Source organism: Streptomyces sp. NPDC051217, from assembly GCF_044455465.1.
GTDB lineage: Bacteria > Actinomycetota > Actinomycetes > Streptomycetales > Streptomycetaceae > Streptomyces.
Map to the genome: position 1 here is coordinate 233,222 of NZ_JBITEV010000007.1, position 13,238 is coordinate 246,459.

Annotated in this window: 17 protein-coding genes; 12 read left to right on the plus strand and 5 right to left on the minus strand. The window is 70.0% G+C overall.

Features of this window, described 5'->3' with window-relative positions; genetic code table 11:
* Positions 1 to 141: 141 nt before the first annotated feature.
* From ACIBBB_RS18535 to ACIBBB_RS18560, 6 genes are all read left to right on the plus strand, one after another.
* Entirely contained in the window at positions 142 to 966 is an 825-nt protein-coding gene (locus tag ACIBBB_RS18535) for an aldo/keto reductase (protein ID WP_398983178.1), read from the plus strand.
* Positions 967 to 1,055: 89 nt separating this feature from the next.
* Positions 1,056 to 2,126: a hypothetical protein gene (locus ACIBBB_RS18540; protein ID WP_398983180.1), complete on the plus strand. Its 1,071-nt coding sequence runs from the start codon at positions 1,056 to 1,058 to the stop codon at positions 2,124 to 2,126.
* Positions 2,127 to 2,287: 161 nt separating this feature from the next.
* Positions 2,288 to 3,073: an SAM-dependent methyltransferase gene (locus tag ACIBBB_RS18545; protein ID WP_398983182.1), complete on the plus strand. Its 786-nt coding sequence runs from the start codon at positions 2,288 to 2,290 to the stop codon at positions 3,071 to 3,073.
* Between the two features lie 132 nt (positions 3,074 to 3,205).
* Positions 3,206 to 4,015: a PrsW family intramembrane metalloprotease gene (locus ACIBBB_RS18550; RefSeq protein WP_398983184.1), complete on the plus strand. Its 810-nt coding sequence runs from the start codon at positions 3,206 to 3,208 to the stop codon at positions 4,013 to 4,015.
* 20 nt (positions 4,016 to 4,035) lie between these two features.
* Positions 4,036 to 4,512, plus strand: a complete 477-nt coding sequence (locus ACIBBB_RS18555) for an SRPBCC family protein (protein ID WP_398983186.1) — start codon at positions 4,036 to 4,038, stop codon at positions 4,510 to 4,512.
* 76 nt (positions 4,513 to 4,588) lie between these two features.
* Positions 4,589 to 5,236 (plus strand): dihydrofolate reductase family protein, encoded by a 648-nt coding sequence (locus ACIBBB_RS18560; protein ID WP_398983188.1) that lies wholly within the window; start codon positions 4,589 to 4,591, stop codon positions 5,234 to 5,236.
* Positions 5,237 to 5,284: 48 nt separating this feature from the next.
* Here the strand turns inward: ACIBBB_RS18560 and ACIBBB_RS18565 are convergent, their stop codons facing one another.
* On the minus strand, positions 5,285 to 6,109 hold the full coding sequence (locus ACIBBB_RS18565; RefSeq protein ID WP_398983190.1) for a LysR family transcriptional regulator substrate-binding protein: 825 nt from the start codon (positions 6,107 to 6,109) through the stop codon (positions 5,285 to 5,287).
* A 58-nt stretch (positions 6,110 to 6,167) separates the two neighbouring features.
* Here ACIBBB_RS18565 and ACIBBB_RS18570 point away from each other — a divergent pair, with 58 nt between their 5' ends.
* Positions 6,168 to 6,572 carry a DUF5997 family protein gene (locus tag ACIBBB_RS18570; protein ID WP_398983192.1) on the plus strand — a complete coding sequence of 135 codons (405 nt, stop codon included), beginning with the start codon at positions 6,168 to 6,170 and terminating at the stop codon, positions 6,570 to 6,572.
* Between the two features lie 78 nt (positions 6,573 to 6,650).
* Here the strand turns inward: ACIBBB_RS18570 and ACIBBB_RS18575 are convergent, their stop codons facing one another.
* Positions 6,651 to 7,007 carry a hypothetical protein gene (locus tag ACIBBB_RS18575; RefSeq protein WP_398983194.1) on the minus strand — a complete coding sequence of 119 codons (357 nt, stop codon included), beginning with the start codon at positions 7,005 to 7,007 and terminating at the stop codon, positions 6,651 to 6,653.
* Positions 7,008 to 7,140: 133 nt separating this feature from the next.
* On the opposite strand from ACIBBB_RS18575, the gene ACIBBB_RS18580 reads away from it, so the two are divergent.
* Positions 7,141 to 7,332 carry a hypothetical protein gene (locus ACIBBB_RS18580; RefSeq protein WP_398983196.1) on the plus strand — a complete coding sequence of 64 codons (192 nt, stop codon included), beginning with the start codon at positions 7,141 to 7,143 and terminating at the stop codon, positions 7,330 to 7,332.
* A 120-nt stretch (positions 7,333 to 7,452) separates the two neighbouring features.
* Here ACIBBB_RS18580 and ACIBBB_RS18585 read toward each other — a convergent pair whose 3' ends face one another.
* The gene (locus tag ACIBBB_RS18585) at positions 7,453 to 8,526 is read right to left on the minus strand and encodes an alkene reductase (protein ID WP_398983197.1); all 1,074 of its coding nucleotides are present in this window, start codon (positions 8,524 to 8,526) and stop codon (positions 7,453 to 7,455) included.
* A gap of 130 nt (positions 8,527 to 8,656) precedes the next feature.
* On the opposite strand from ACIBBB_RS18585, the gene ACIBBB_RS18590 reads away from it, so the two are divergent.
* Positions 8,657 to 9,070 (plus strand): MerR family transcriptional regulator, encoded by a 414-nt coding sequence (locus tag ACIBBB_RS18590; RefSeq protein ID WP_398983199.1) that lies wholly within the window; start codon positions 8,657 to 8,659, stop codon positions 9,068 to 9,070.
* Between the two features lie 24 nt (positions 9,071 to 9,094).
* Here ACIBBB_RS18590 and ACIBBB_RS18595 read toward each other — a convergent pair whose 3' ends face one another.
* Together ACIBBB_RS18595 and htpX are read right to left on the minus strand one after the other, a co-directional pair.
* Positions 9,095 to 9,679: a hypothetical protein gene (locus ACIBBB_RS18595; protein WP_398983201.1), complete on the minus strand. Its 585-nt coding sequence runs from the start codon at positions 9,677 to 9,679 to the stop codon at positions 9,095 to 9,097.
* Positions 9,680 to 9,714: 35 nt separating this feature from the next.
* On the minus strand, positions 9,715 to 10,620 hold the full coding sequence (gene htpX / locus ACIBBB_RS18600) for a zinc metalloprotease HtpX (RefSeq protein WP_398983203.1): 906 nt from the start codon (positions 10,618 to 10,620) through the stop codon (positions 9,715 to 9,717).
* A 182-nt stretch (positions 10,621 to 10,802) separates the two neighbouring features.
* Here htpX and ACIBBB_RS18605 point away from each other — a divergent pair, with 182 nt between their 5' ends.
* From ACIBBB_RS18605 to ACIBBB_RS18615, 3 genes are all read left to right on the plus strand, one after another.
* Positions 10,803 to 11,378 (plus strand): FABP family protein, encoded by a 576-nt coding sequence (locus tag ACIBBB_RS18605; RefSeq protein WP_398983205.1) that lies wholly within the window; start codon positions 10,803 to 10,805, stop codon positions 11,376 to 11,378.
* 111 nt (positions 11,379 to 11,489) lie between these two features.
* Complete coding sequence (locus ACIBBB_RS18610; RefSeq protein ID WP_398983397.1) at positions 11,490 to 12,593, plus strand: LLM class flavin-dependent oxidoreductase; 1,104 nt, start codon at positions 11,490 to 11,492, stop codon at positions 12,591 to 12,593.
* Positions 12,594 to 12,606: 13 nt separating this feature from the next.
* Positions 12,607 to 13,236: a CE1759 family FMN reductase gene (locus ACIBBB_RS18615; RefSeq protein WP_398983207.1), complete on the plus strand. Its 630-nt coding sequence runs from the start codon at positions 12,607 to 12,609 to the stop codon at positions 13,234 to 13,236.
* Positions 13,237 to 13,238: the final 2 nt, after the last annotated feature.

Below are 13,238 nucleotides of genomic sequence, written 5' to 3' on the forward strand. Positions count from 1 at the left end.
GTCGGACCCGGCTCGGCGAAGGCTCCACTGGAGCATTTGCCGCATTAGGCTGTTTTACCGGCAATACGATCGGGAAGGCGGTGCTGTGCACCGCCCTGACCGCCCTCTCACCGCTGTCGAAGCACCATCCGAGGAGCCACCATGCACGCGGTACCCGACGTCATGCTCAACAACGGGGTGACGATCCCCCAGCTCGGCTTCGGCACCTTCAAGATTCCGCCGGCCGACACCCGGCAGGCGACGCTGACCGCGCTGGAGCTCGGCTACCGGCACATCGACACGGCACAGATGTACGGCAACGAGAAGGAGGTGGGCGAGGCGCTCCGCGACTCCGGGATCGACCGGGACGAACTCTTCGTGACGAGCAAGCTGAACAACGGTTTCCACGAGGCCGCCGCCGCGCGCGCCGCGTTCGACCAGAGCCTCGAAGACCTCGGGCTGGCCCAGCTCGACCTCTTCCTGATCCACTGGCCGCGGCCCAAGACCGGGAATTTCGTGGAAGCCTGGCAGACGCTGGAGGAGATCTACCGGTCCGGGCGCGTCAGGGCCATCGGCGTCTCCAACTTCCAGCCGCACCACCTGCGCCGCCTCATGGCGAACTCGGTGATCGTGCCCGCCGTCAACCAGATCGAGGTTCACCCGTATCTGACCCAGGACGAGGTCAGGTCGTTCAACGCCGAGCACGACATCGCCACCGAGGCCTGGTCCCCCCTCGCCAAGGGCAGGGTGCTGAACGACCCGGTCATCGTCCGTATCGCGAACGACACCGGCCGGACCCCCGCGCAGGTCACGCTCCGCTGGGCCATCCAGCGAGGGGACATCATCTTCCCCAAGTCGGTGACACGCGAACGCGTCCAGGAGAACTCCGCCCTGTTCGACTTCGAGCTGGGCGAAGCGGACATCGCCGAGATCTCGGCCCTCAACCGGAACGAGCGCACCGGGCCCGACCCCGACAACAACGGCTGACATCCGACCCGCCGCCCGGTCCGTAATGGATGTTCCAACTCCGCAACTCTCGGCTGAGATCCGCCGGTTCGTACGGCAAGATCGGTCGTATGACCGAACAGCGGGGCAGCGCACCACAACAGAGCGCCACGGACGAGACGGTAGCGGCCCTGGCGGTCCGCCTCCGCGCGGCGGACACCGGCGGCTGGACGTCGGACGCGACACGGGCGCTGATCGTCCGGCTCGGCTGGGGCTGGAGCGACAGCCCGACAGTGGTCACCGGCCGTTCCACCGGCGACGCGCGGCTGCGGCCCGTCGGGAAGTACGAGGAGCGGTACGTGGCCGGGGAGGCGTACGTCGAACTGGCCATCCCCGTACGGCACGCCGATCCGGACGCCGCCTCCCAGGCGGAGGCCTTCCGCATAGTCAAGGACGAGCTGACCGCCACATTCGGCGAGGCGTCGATCATGGGTGTGCACGGCAGGCTGGCGCCGTTCCTGCGCCCCGTGCAGAGCTGGGGCTCCCCGTATCTGCGGTGGCGGGGCGAGTCGGACACCCTCGAACTGCGCGCGGGTCCGGCGGGCCCTGAACTGGTGCTCCAGCCCACCGACCCGGCCGAGAGCTGGTTCGTACGTCAGGGCCACGACGACGACCACGCGATCAGCGGCTTCTTCGGCTTCCGGCCCGACGGGTCGAACGGCGGCCTCACCTTCCCCGGCGGCTGGCGGGTCCGCAGCTGGGAGACGATGACCAGGGCGCTCGCCGACTTCCTGACGACGCTGCCGGCCGAGACGACCGCGCTCCGGACCCCGATGTGGATGCCGATCTACGGCCGGATCGAGGGGAAGGGCGCGCCGATTCTGTTCGACATCGACTGCGGCGACCGGCTGATGCTCGCCTCCTTCGCCGACGAGTCCGTGAACCCGGCCTCGCTGGGCTGGGGCACGGCGGCCGAGCACCCGACGACCGGCAGGCCCTGGCCCGACCCGGACAGCCCGCGGCTGCGCATCGACGCGGGCGGTCCGGGCCGGCCCGACGGGCAGGCGCTGGCCGAGACGATCGTGGCGACGGCGCGCGCGATGGGCGTGGTCTCCCCCGAGGACCTGCTCATAGGCAACGAGGCCGGGGATCTGGGCGCGTACCGCGTGACCTTCTACGGCCTGGGTCTGCCGATGGCCTGAGCCGGCCGGAGGCGGCCCTCGCCCACCGCGGACGGATCAAGTCCCGGGCGCTGTGGCAGAATTCCCCGGACGGCCGGTGACGTCCGGGGAAGCCCGGCGACGGCGCGCGAACACGCCGTACCGCCTCCCGTCGTACCGCCACGCACCCATCGGAGCTTCGTATGACGGCAGGGACGCCCAAACCTCAGGTCGACACCAGCAGGCCGCACCCCGCGCGGGTCTACGACTGGCTGCTCGGCGGCAAGGACAACTACGAGGTCGACCGCCAGGTCGGCGAGCGGCTGCCGGCCGAATCGGCGGACGGCGCCCGCCAGAACCGGGCGTTCATGCACCGCGCCGCCGCCTGGCTTGCCGACAACGATGTCAGCCAGTTCCTGGACATCGGTACCGGCATCCCGACCGAGCCCAACCTGCACCAGATCGTCCAGGCGGTCATGCCGGCGGCCCGCATCGTGTACGCGGACAACGACCCCATCGTCCTGCGGCACGCCGAGGCCCTGCTCGTCAGCACGCCCGAGGGCACCACCGACTACATCCAGGCCGATGTGCGCGACCCGCAGGAAATACTGCAGTACGCCCGCGCCACCCTGGACTTCGAGCGGCCGATCGCGCTCTCCCTCATCGCGCTGATGCACTTCGTCCCCGACGACCAGGGCCCGTACGAGATCGTCTCCAGCCTGGTGGACGTGCTGCCGTCGGGCAGCTATCTGGTGCTGTCGCACGCCGCGTCCGACCTGGTGCCGGAGCTGTCGGACAAGGTCGTCGCGGAGTACGCGAAGGGCGGCATCAGGCTGGGATTCCGTACCCACGCCGGGGTCGGCAAGTTCTTCGACGGACTTGAGCTGATCGAGCCCGGACTGGTCACGGCGCCCGCGTGGTTCAAGGGCACGGACGCGCCCGAGCAGGAGATGAGCGGTATCTACGCGGGCGTGGCACGCATCCCGTAACGGGCGGCGCCAAATCCCCGACGTCGGCGGGAGCGTATCGACGCGGCCGGGTCGTTGCCTCGCGCACGGCCCGGCCCGGCTTACGCTGCGGTGGCCTGACCCGCCGCCGACGTGAGAACGAGGTGCTGTGCGATGCCGACGACCATGCGCAAGTGGGCATGGCTGCCAGTTCTCGCCGTCGGGCTTGGGCTGTATTTCCTGGTGCAGAGCACACTGGTCGACACCGGCAACGTCAACTACGTACCGTCCCTTATCCTGTTGGGCGCTCTCGTCGTCCCTCTCTCCTTCCTCACGTTCGTGGCCGGGCGTACGGGCGAGTGGCAGGTCGGGCCGTTCGTGCTCGGGATCGCGGCGCTGTTCGGCGGTGTGGTCGGGATCGTGACCGCCGGACGGCTGGAGTTCGAGACCCTGCGCGGCCTCGGCACGTCGTCCCTGATCGGCATCGGCCTGATCGAGGAGTCGTGCAAGCTGATCGTCCCGGTGCTGATCCTGCTGTGGCAGTGGCGGCAGGGCACCGTACATGTCGCGGACGGACTGCTGATCGGGGTCGCGTCGGGCATGGGGTTCGCCACGCTGGAGACCATGGGGTACGCCTTCACGGCGCTGCTGGAGTCCCAGGGGAACATCGGGGACGTCGAGGAGACCCTGCTGCTGCGCGGACTGACCTCCCCCGCCGCGCACATGGCGTGGACGGGACTGATCTGCGGGGCGCTGTGGGGGGCGGTGGGGGCGCGTTGGACCTTCGCCGCGACCACGCAACTCGTGGTCACCTTCCTGCTCGCGGTCGCCCTGCACGCGCTCTGGGACGGTGTCACCAGCCGGTTCACCTACTTCCTGCTGGCCGCGGTCTCGCTCGGCTGGCTCTTCTACGAACTCCACCGGAGCAACACGCTGACCTGGCACAACACACACCCGAACGCCCGGCGGGCGCCACGGCCGTGACGGAACGCTAGGTTGAGTTCATGTACTCGATCCTGATCTCCCGGCGTGTACGGGCACCGCGTGCCGCCGTCTACCGCGCCCTGCTGGACGCCGACGCCGTCGCGAGATGGCGGGCGCCGGACGGGATGAGCACCCGCGTGCACGAGTTCGACGACCGCGAGGGCGGGCGGTTCCGTGTCTCGCTCATCTACGACGCGCCGACGGACACCGGCAAGTCGGCGGCGCAGACCGACACGTACCACGGGCACTTCGAACGGCTGGTGCCGGACGAGCGGGTGGTCGAGGTCATCGAGTTCGAGAGCGACGACCCGGCGCTCCTCGGCAGCATGACCATGACGACCACGCTCAGGGACGTCGAGGGCGGTACGGAGGTCGTCATGGTGCACGAGGGGATCCCGGACGTGGTGCCGGTGGCCGACAGCGAGACGGGCTCGCGGATGTCGCTGGACAACCTCGCGAAGCTCGTCGAAGGAAACGCGGACGCCGGGTCCAACTGAGGCGGCGGCTACGTTCGCCTCACACCGAACCGATCCGGCGACGCCCGGCCGACCGAGGGAAAGGCACACACCAGCCATGTCACTTGCCCGCGTCCAGCACGTCTCCGTCTCGCTCGACGGTTTCGCCACCGGCGAAGGCCAGAGCCTCGACGCACCGTTCGGCCATGCCGGCGAACGGCTGCACGAATGGATGTTCGCCACCCGGTGGGGGCGAGGGATGCTTCGCCAGGCCGGCGGCTCGGAAGGTGTCGACGACGCCTTCCTGCGGCTGTTCACTCCCGGGGTCGGCGCCGAGATCATGGGGGCCGGGAAGTTCGGGTACCCCGGATGGCACGAGGACCCGGACTGGAAGGGCGCGTGGGGTGCCAACCCCCCTTTCCACACACCGGTCTTCGTCCTCACCCACCACCCCCGCCCGTCGATCGAGATGGAGGGCGGCACGACGTTCCACTTCATCGACGCTTCGCCCGCCGACGCGCTCGCGAGGGCCCGCGAGGCCGCGGGCGGCCTGGACGTACGCATCGGCGGGGGTCCCGGCATGATCCGCGACTTCCTCACAGCCGGGCTGATCGACCACATGCACATCGTGGTGGTCCCGATCCTGCTCGGCCGGGGCGTACGCCTCTGGGACGGGCAGGAGGGTCTGGAGAAGGACTACGAGATCGAGGCTGTCTCCACACCGAGCGGAGTCACGCATCTGACGTTCAGCCGTGCGGGTCGGTGAAGGGCCTCCCGGAGCGTCGCGGGGCACGCGGGACGTTGCGGACAGCCCTCAGGAGCGGCGGCCCGGTCTGCCGCGTCCGCCGCTCTTCGCGCCGCCCGCACCACCACCGGAGCCGGCGCTCCGGGGATTCCTGCCCGTCGACTTGTCGGCGGCGGGCTTCCGGCGGGCGGCGCCGGCCGCGTCCGAGCGCTTGGGCTTCGGTTTCGGCTTGGCCTTCGAAGAGCCCGGCTGCTCCTGCGCCGGGGTGGCGCGGCGGCCCCGTGAGCTGTTGACGGTGCGCCCACGGACGATCCCGATGAACTCCTCGACCAGATCGGTGGTCCGCTCCTCCGGCCACGACAGCGCGACGCGCGACTCGGGGGTGTCGGAGACCGGCCGGTAGGTGAGGTCCTTGCGGTGGTGCAGGCGCGCGAGTGACTGCGGCAGGACAAGGAGTCCCACGCCTGCCGCGACCAGTTCCACGGCGTCCGCCGTCGTGGCGGGTCGCTCCTTCGCGGGCAGTCCGGGCAGGGGCCCTTCCCAGTCGAGGGTGTCGTCGAGGGGGTGCAGCACGATGTCGTCGGCCAGATCCGCGGCGGACACCTCGTCCACCGCCGCGACGAGGTGGTCCTTCGGTACGAGGACGACCGTCGTCTCGGTGTAGAGCGGGATCGCGCTGAGGTCCGTCCGGTCGACCGGCAGTCGTACGAAACCCGCGTCGGCCTCCCCCGCGCGCAGCATGTCCTCCGCGTCGGCAGCGGTGATCGCGGTCAGGGTCAGCGGTACGTCGGGGAGCCGCTCGTTCCAGATCCGCACCCACTTGCCGGGGATCACCCCCGGTACGTACGCGAGCCGGAACGTGGGGGACGCGAGGGGTACCTCCGAGCCTGTCACTCAGCCAGGCTACCGGTCGTGGTCGGAGGGCCCTTACCCGCTCGATAGTCTGGGCACCATGAAGTCGCACCAGACCACCCAGACGATGAAGCCCGCCACGGCGGCTAAGAAACTGGGTGTGTACCTTGAGGCCACCCCAGCCGATTTCCAGGAGGGTGTCGTCTCACGCAGCGAGCTGAACGCGCTCCAGACGGACCCGCCCGAGTGGCTGCTGGAACTGCGGCGCGACGGCCCGCATCCCCGGCCGGTGGTCGCCGCCAGGCTGGGCGTCTCCATCGCGGGTCTGGCCCGTGGCGGCGTCACCGACGCGCTGACGACGGAGCAGATCGACGCGCTCAAGGAGGAGCTTCCCTCGTGGCTGCGGCGGGAGCGCGCCACGCAGGCCGAGGTCCGGAAGGAAGCAGCGCGCATCAAGGAGAAGAACGCGGAGCGGGGCGACCAGGCCCGCCGCCCGCGTTCCTGACCGAGGCCGGGGCGGTGTGACGACGGGGCGCGTCACGTGAGCGGCCGGGCAGAACCCGGCCGCTCGCGGTACGGACGGCTACCGCACCGCCGCCCTGGGGCGGTCGGTCAGCAGCGACCAGATGACGAAGACGCCGATCGCGATGGTGACCACCGCCCAGACGGGCTGATAGGGCAGCCACATGAAGTTCGCCACGACACTGATCGCGGCCATGCCCACCCCGATCACCCGTGCCCAGGGCGCGCGGCGGAGGATGCCCAGCCCGGTGAGGATCAGGAGCACGCCCACCACCAGATGGATCCAGCCCCACGAGGTCAGGGTGAACTGGTAGGTGTAGCTGCCCCGAAGCGTGAACACGTTGTCCCGCGCGATGGCGACGACACCGTTCAGGACGGCCAGCACGCCGTCCACGAGCAGAAGGACCCCGGCGAACATCGCCCCGCCCGACGAGCGAGGCCCTGCCCGGCATCGGAGTGGTCTCCCCAGCCACGCGGTTATCGAGGGGCGTCGGACGTCTATGGGTGCAGAGTCCGACAGTCCCCGTACAACCCGTAGAAAGAGAACACCCATGCGTATCCGTACAGCAGTCGCCGCCACCGCTCTCGCCGCGCTCGCCGTTCTCGGCAGCGCGGGCGCCGCCGCCGCCGGCGAGCGGGGCGAGGGGCACGACCGTGGCAACTCCATCGTGAACAGCGAGTTCGTCGCCACGTGGATCCACGACAGCTTCAACACCGCCGTGATCTTCGGCGACAACCTGTAAAGCCCGCTCGTACGCGGTCGCCGGCCTCCCGTGGTGATCCACGGGAGGCCGGCGGCCGTTCTCGCGCGCGCTCCGCAAGGACTCTCGCCCGGCCGTCGACGGAGGAAGCGCCGGGCGGTGTCAGGCCGCGTACTCGTGGGCCGCGTAGGTCAGATAGCCCGCGTCACCGCCCTGGTAGTACGTGGCCTCGTCGACTGGCGCGATCGGCAGTCCGGCGCGCAGCCGCTCGACGAGGTCGGGGTTGGCGATGAAGGCGCGGCCGAAGCTGACGAGGTCGGCGCCCAGTCCGAGCCAGCGGTCGGCGTCGTCCCTGCCGGTCTGCTTGGGTCCCATCGGGAGGGTCGGGTTCATGATGAGGGTGCCCGGCCAGGCCCGGCGCAGGGCGACCAGCACCTCTTCGTCGGCGGTGGCCTCGATGTGCACGTACGCCAGGTCGAGGCGGGCCAGCTCGGTCAGCAGCGCGGCGTACAGCTCGCCGACCTCCGTCTCCTCGACTCCCCAGAACGTCCCGCCCGGGGAGAGCCGGATGCCGGTCCGGTGCCCGCCGATGGCGTCGGCGGTGGCGGCCGCGGCCTCGACGGCGAACCTGATCCGATGGGCGACCGGGCCGCCGTAGCCGTCCGTGCGCAGGTTGGCGTTGGAGGAGAGGAACTGCGAGATCAAGTAGCCGTTGGCGCCGTGCAGTTCGACACCGTCGAAGCCGGCGTCGGTGGCGCGGCGGGCGGCCCCGGCGTAGGACTCCACATGCTCGGGCACCTCGGCGGTGTCCAGCGCGCGGGGCGTCGGGGCGGGCTGGGGCCCGGTCGGCGTGAATACGTCGCCGACCGCGGGGACGGCGGAAGGGCCGACCGGCCGCGTGCCGATGGTGTCGGGGTGCGAGACCCGTCCGCCGTGCATGAGCTGGGCGAAGATCCGCCCGCCGTTGGCGTGGACGGCGGCGGTCACGGGGCGCCACGCGGCGACCTGCCCGTCGGTGTGGAGTCCGGGGGTACCCGGGTTGGACTGCCCGATCGCGCTCGGCTGCACCCCTTCGCTCACGATCAGCCCGGCCGTGGCCCGCTGGGCGTAGTAGGCCGCCATCGACGGCGTCGCCAGCCCGTCGGCCGCCGCGCGGACCCGGGTCATCGGGGCCATGACCACCCTGTTGGGCAGGGTGAGGCCGCCGAGCCGATAAGAGGTGAAGAGGGTCGTCACGTCAGGACTCCTTCGCGATGCGAGGTGCGCGGTGCCCGGGTTTCGAGCACTGCGGTTACGCTAAAACCTCACATCGACGTCAGAGGCAAGCCTTGTGACGCACGACACAGGACACCATCGGGAGGACCTTGTGCGGATCGGTGAACTCGCCTCACGCGCCGGAGTCAGCGTCAGGTCGGTGCGGTACTACGAGGAGCAGGGGCTGCTCGCCAGTACCCGCAGCGCCAGCGGGCAGCGGCACTACACGCAGAGCGAGGTCGAGCGGGTCGCCTTCATCCAGCGGCTGTACGCGGCGGGGCTGTCCAGCCGGACGATCTCCGAGCTGCTGCCCTGCGTCGACGCGCCCAGCGAGGTGAACTCCGACGCGGCCCTGGAACGGATGGCGCAGGAACGCGAACGGCTCTCCGAGCACATCGACGACCTCGTGCGTACGAGGAAGGCCCTCGACGGGCTGATGGCGACGGCTCGGGAGTACCGCGAGCGGTTGCGAACGCCCACCCCCTCGCACTCGGCCACGGCTCTCCTCGACCGCTGTACGGCCTGAATCAGCGAAGGGGCGGTGGGCGGGTCAGAGCCCCGGCGCGCCCCAGACGGGGAACCAGCGGGCGAGGTCGGGCTCGATCCGCAGATCGTCCCCGAGGACCGCGCTGACCTGGAGCTCTCGCTGGTTGTCCCGTTTCTCGGCGGCGCCGGGCCCCGGCGCGAAGGGGTAGAAGCTGCCGCGCTTGTAGAGGTAGACGAGGGCGAGCGACCGCTGTTCCGCGTCGCGGAAACTGATCAGCGAGCAGAGGAGCTGCGGGCCGAAACCGCCGTCTTGGAGCAGTGTGTTGACCGCGTGCAGATCGTTGACCAGCGCGGCCGTGTCGTCGGGCGCCTGCCGCGAGAGCAGCCAGGTGTAACCGTACGAGTCCTGGCTGAACTCCACCGGGTGGCCGCCCTCACCGGTGTCCGCGTCGAGCAGTTCCTGTACGTCCTGGCGGATCCGGGCGAAACCACCGCCCTCGACGCCGGCGAAACAGACCGAGCCGAGGCCGGTGGGCGTGTAGCCGGCCCCGGCCTGGAGGGTCAGCGCGGCGGACGGGAGCGCGAAGAGCTGGTCGAGATCGGGCCGGACCGGTTTGCTCCGGCCCAGGATGGTGTCGAGAAGGCCCACGGGACCAGCTCCTCACGGTGACGACAGAGTCGGGGTTACGGGCGGGCGAGCTCGGCGGACATCCGGGCGAGCTGGTCCAGCCGCTGCTGGAGGGTCGGGTGCGAGGAGAGCAGCCGCCCCAGGCTCTCGCGGGAGGAGAAGGCCGGCACGAAGAAGAAGGTGTTGTACGGCTCCGCCTTCCGCAGGTCCCTCGTCGGGATCCGTGCCATCTGGCTGTCCACCTTGGTCAGCGCCGACGCGAGCGCCGAGGGCCGGCCGGTGAGCAGTGCGGCGGTGCGGTCCGCGGAGAGCTCGCGGTAGCGGGAGAGCAGCCGCGTGAGCAGAAAGCCGATGGCGTACACCACCGCGCTGACCAGCGGGATCACCAGGATGGCGATACCAGCGGGCCCGTCGTTGCCGGCGCTCCTCGACAGTCCGCTGTAGAGCGCGATCCGGGTCATCAGGCCCGCCAGCACGCCCAGGAACGACGCGATGGTCATGACGGCGACGTCGCGGTGCGCGACGTGCGACATCTCGTGGGCGAGGACGCCCTCCAGTTCCTCCGGTTCCAGTCTGCGGAGGAGGCCGGTGGTGGCGCAGACGAGTGCGCTGCGTTCGCTCCGGCCGGTCGCGAAGGCGTTCGGTATGTCACTGTCCGCTATCGCCACCTTGGGCTTCGGCATGTCGGCCAGCGCACAGATTCGGTCCACGACGCCGTGCAGCTCGGGTGCCTGCTCCGGAGTGACCTCGCGCGCGCCCATGCCGAAGGCCGCGATCTTGTCACTGAACCAGAACTGCGCGATAAACAGGCCACCGGCCACGATCAGGATCACCGGCCAGAACTTCCCCAGCACGGCGAGCAGCACACCGACCAGGACCACGTACAGCAGACCGATCAGGAACATGGTGGTCACCATGCGTGTGGTCAGCCCTCGGTCCTTGGTGTAGCGGGTTCGGGTCATCTCTCGCCTCCATCACTTCTCTACATCTGCCATTTTCCTCCTCCTCGCGTCGAAACGTCGTAAATAGAACGTATGGGCGGTACGGAACCGGTCGTATCGGCTCCGCGCAAGGCGCGAGGCGTCCGGCGCGCCGGGTCTAGGCTTCGACGCGGCACCGGCCCCGACCCCCAGGAGCGCGAACCGTGTTCGACCTCGCACCAGAGCACCCGTACCCCGACGGCCACCGAGCGGACGAGGCACCCGCACCGCACCCACTACTCACGCCCGTGCTCGGCCTCCTGGGCATCTGGCGCGGCCGGGGACGCGGCGGATACCCCACGCTCACCGGGGATTTCAGCTACGCGCAGGAGATGACCTTCAGCCACGACGGCCGCCCCTTTCTCCGCTACGAGACCCGGGCCTGGCTGCTCGACGCCGACGGGGCGCCGCTGCGGCCGTCGGCCCGGGAGAGCGGCTGGTGGCGGCTCCAGCCGGACGGCCGGGTGGAGGCGCTGATCACCCAGCCCACCGGCATCGCGGAGATCTCGGTGGGCCACGCGGCCGACAACACGGTTGACCTGGCCACCCACGAGGTGGCCCGTACCCCCACCGCCAAGGAGGTCGACGCCACGCGCCGCCGGTACACCCTGACCGACGACGACGCGCTCACGTTCGTCCACGACCTCGCGGCGGTGGGCCGGCCGCTGCAGCACCATCTCTCGGCCCAGCTGCGACGCACCTCTGGGCCATCCGGATTCGGCACCAGTCCCATTGGGTAGAAATGGAATGGTTTGTGAGGCTTCGGGGGCGGATTAAGCGTGCCGCATCCGGCATCAGGGCGCCCGAGCGGCCCGCGCGAGCTGAGAGGTGCCAGTGACATGACGACCGGGATGCAGTTCGGAATCTTCACCGTGGGTGATGTGACCCCCGACCCGACCACCGGCGGGGCTCCTACCGAGGCGGAACGGATCCGGGCCTCCGTGACCATCGCCCGTAAGGCGGAGGAGGTCGGCCTCGACGTCTTCGCCACGGGCGAGCACCACAATCCGCCCTTCGTCCCGTCCTCACCCACCACCCTGCTCGGCTACATCGCCGGGCAGACCGAGCGGATCATCCTGTCGACGTCGACCACGCTGATCACCACCAACGACCCGGTGAAGATCGCCGAGGACTTCAGCGTCCTGCAACATCTGTCCGGCGGACGGACCGACCTGATGCTGGGGCGTGGCAACACCGGTCCGGTCTATCCGTGGTTCGGCCAGGACATCCGTAAGGCCATCCCCCTGACCGTCGAGCACTACGGCCTGCTGCGCCGCCTGTGGCGTGAGGAGGTCGTCGACTGGGAGGGCAAGCTCCGCTCGCCCCTCCAGGGCTTCACCCTCGCTCCGCGCCCGCTGGACGGCATCCCGCCGTTCGTATGGCACGGCTCCATCCGCACCCCCGAGGTCGCGGAGCTGGCCGCGTACTACGGCGACGGATTCTTCGCCAACCACATCTTCTGGCCCTCGTCCCACACGCGGACGATGGTGGACATGTACCGGCAGCGCTTCGCGCACTACGGCCACGGCGCACCGGAGACGGCCATCGTCGGCCTGGGCGGGCAGGTGTTCATGCGCCGCAACAGCCAGGACGCCGTGCGGGAGTTCAGGCCCTACTTCGACAACGCGCCCGTGTACGGGCACGGTCCGTCCCTGGAGGAGTTCACCTCGCTCACACCCCTGACCGTCGGCTCTCCGCAGCAGGTGATCGACAAGACGCTGGGCTTCCGGGAGTACGCGGGCGACTACCAGCGCCAGTTGTTCCTCGTCGACCACGCGGGACTGCCGCTCAAGACCGTGCTCGAACAGCTCGACCTCCTGGGGGAAGAGGTGGTGCCGGTGCTCCGCAAGGAATTCGCCGTCGGCCGGTCCCCCGAGGCGCCGGCCGCCCCCACGCACCAGTCGCTCCTGCGGGAACGCGACGCGGGGAACACCGAGGAACCCACCGGATCGTGACAGGAGTTGGAGGATGGATGACGTGACGACCAAACTCACGATCATCACCGGCGGGCTGCGCGAGCCCTCGTCGACGCGCATGCTCGCCACCAGACTTGAGGCGGCGGTACGCACGGAACTCGCCGGCGCCGGGGTCATGGTCGAGTCCTCGTTCGTCGAACTGCGCCCCCTGGGACACGCCATCATCGACGCGATGTTCAGCGGATTCCCGTCCGCCCCGCTGGAGAAGGCGTTCGGCACGGTCGCCGACGCGGACGGGGTCATCGCGGTCACCCCGGCGTTCAACGCTTCCTTCAGCGGTCTGTTCAAGTCCTTCTTCGACGTGCTCCCGGAGGAGACCCTGTCGGACATGCCCATCCTCATGGGCGCCACGGGCGGCACCGAACGGCACTCTCTCGTCCTCGAACACGCGCTGCGGCCGATGTTCTCCTATCTGCACGCCCTGGTGTCGTCGAGGGGTGTGTACGCCGCCACGGACGACTTCGGCACCCAGTCGAGCGGAGCGGTCCTGCGCGACCGTATCGCCGCCGCCGCGGCCGACTACGCGCGACTGGTCCAGGGATGCGGCCCCCACCGCAAGCGCGACTCCTTCGGCGAAGGAGCCATCGCGATGGAACAACTCCTGCGCGGCGACGGGCCCTGAGA

Coding starts and splice junctions, on each gene's coding strand:
- ACIBBB_RS18535 (WP_398983178.1), top strand. CDS start 142: ATGCACGCGGTACCCGACGTCATGCTCAACAACGGGGTGACGATCCCC.
- ACIBBB_RS18540 (WP_398983180.1), top strand. CDS start 1,056: ATGACCGAACAGCGGGGCAGCGCACCACAACAGAGCGCCACGGACGAG.
- ACIBBB_RS18545 (WP_398983182.1), top strand. CDS start 2,288: ATGACGGCAGGGACGCCCAAACCTCAGGTCGACACCAGCAGGCCGCAC.
- ACIBBB_RS18550 (WP_398983184.1), top strand. CDS start 3,206: ATGCCGACGACCATGCGCAAGTGGGCATGGCTGCCAGTTCTCGCCGTC.
- ACIBBB_RS18555 (WP_398983186.1), top strand. CDS start 4,036: ATGTACTCGATCCTGATCTCCCGGCGTGTACGGGCACCGCGTGCCGCC.
- ACIBBB_RS18560 (WP_398983188.1), top strand. CDS start 4,589: ATGTCACTTGCCCGCGTCCAGCACGTCTCCGTCTCGCTCGACGGTTTC.
- ACIBBB_RS18570 (WP_398983192.1), top strand. CDS start 6,168: ATGAAGTCGCACCAGACCACCCAGACGATGAAGCCCGCCACGGCGGCT.
- ACIBBB_RS18575 (WP_398983194.1), bottom strand. CDS start 7,007: ATGTTCGCCGGGGTCCTTCTGCTCGTGGACGGCGTGCTGGCCGTCCTG.
- ACIBBB_RS18580 (WP_398983196.1), top strand. CDS start 7,141: ATGCGTATCCGTACAGCAGTCGCCGCCACCGCTCTCGCCGCGCTCGCC.
- htpX (WP_398983203.1), bottom strand. CDS start 10,620: ATGACCCGAACCCGCTACACCAAGGACCGAGGGCTGACCACACGCATG.
- ACIBBB_RS18610 (WP_398983397.1), top strand. CDS start 11,490: ATGCAGTTCGGAATCTTCACCGTGGGTGATGTGACCCCCGACCCGACC.
- ACIBBB_RS18615 (WP_398983207.1), top strand. CDS start 12,607: ATGGATGACGTGACGACCAAACTCACGATCATCACCGGCGGGCTGCGC.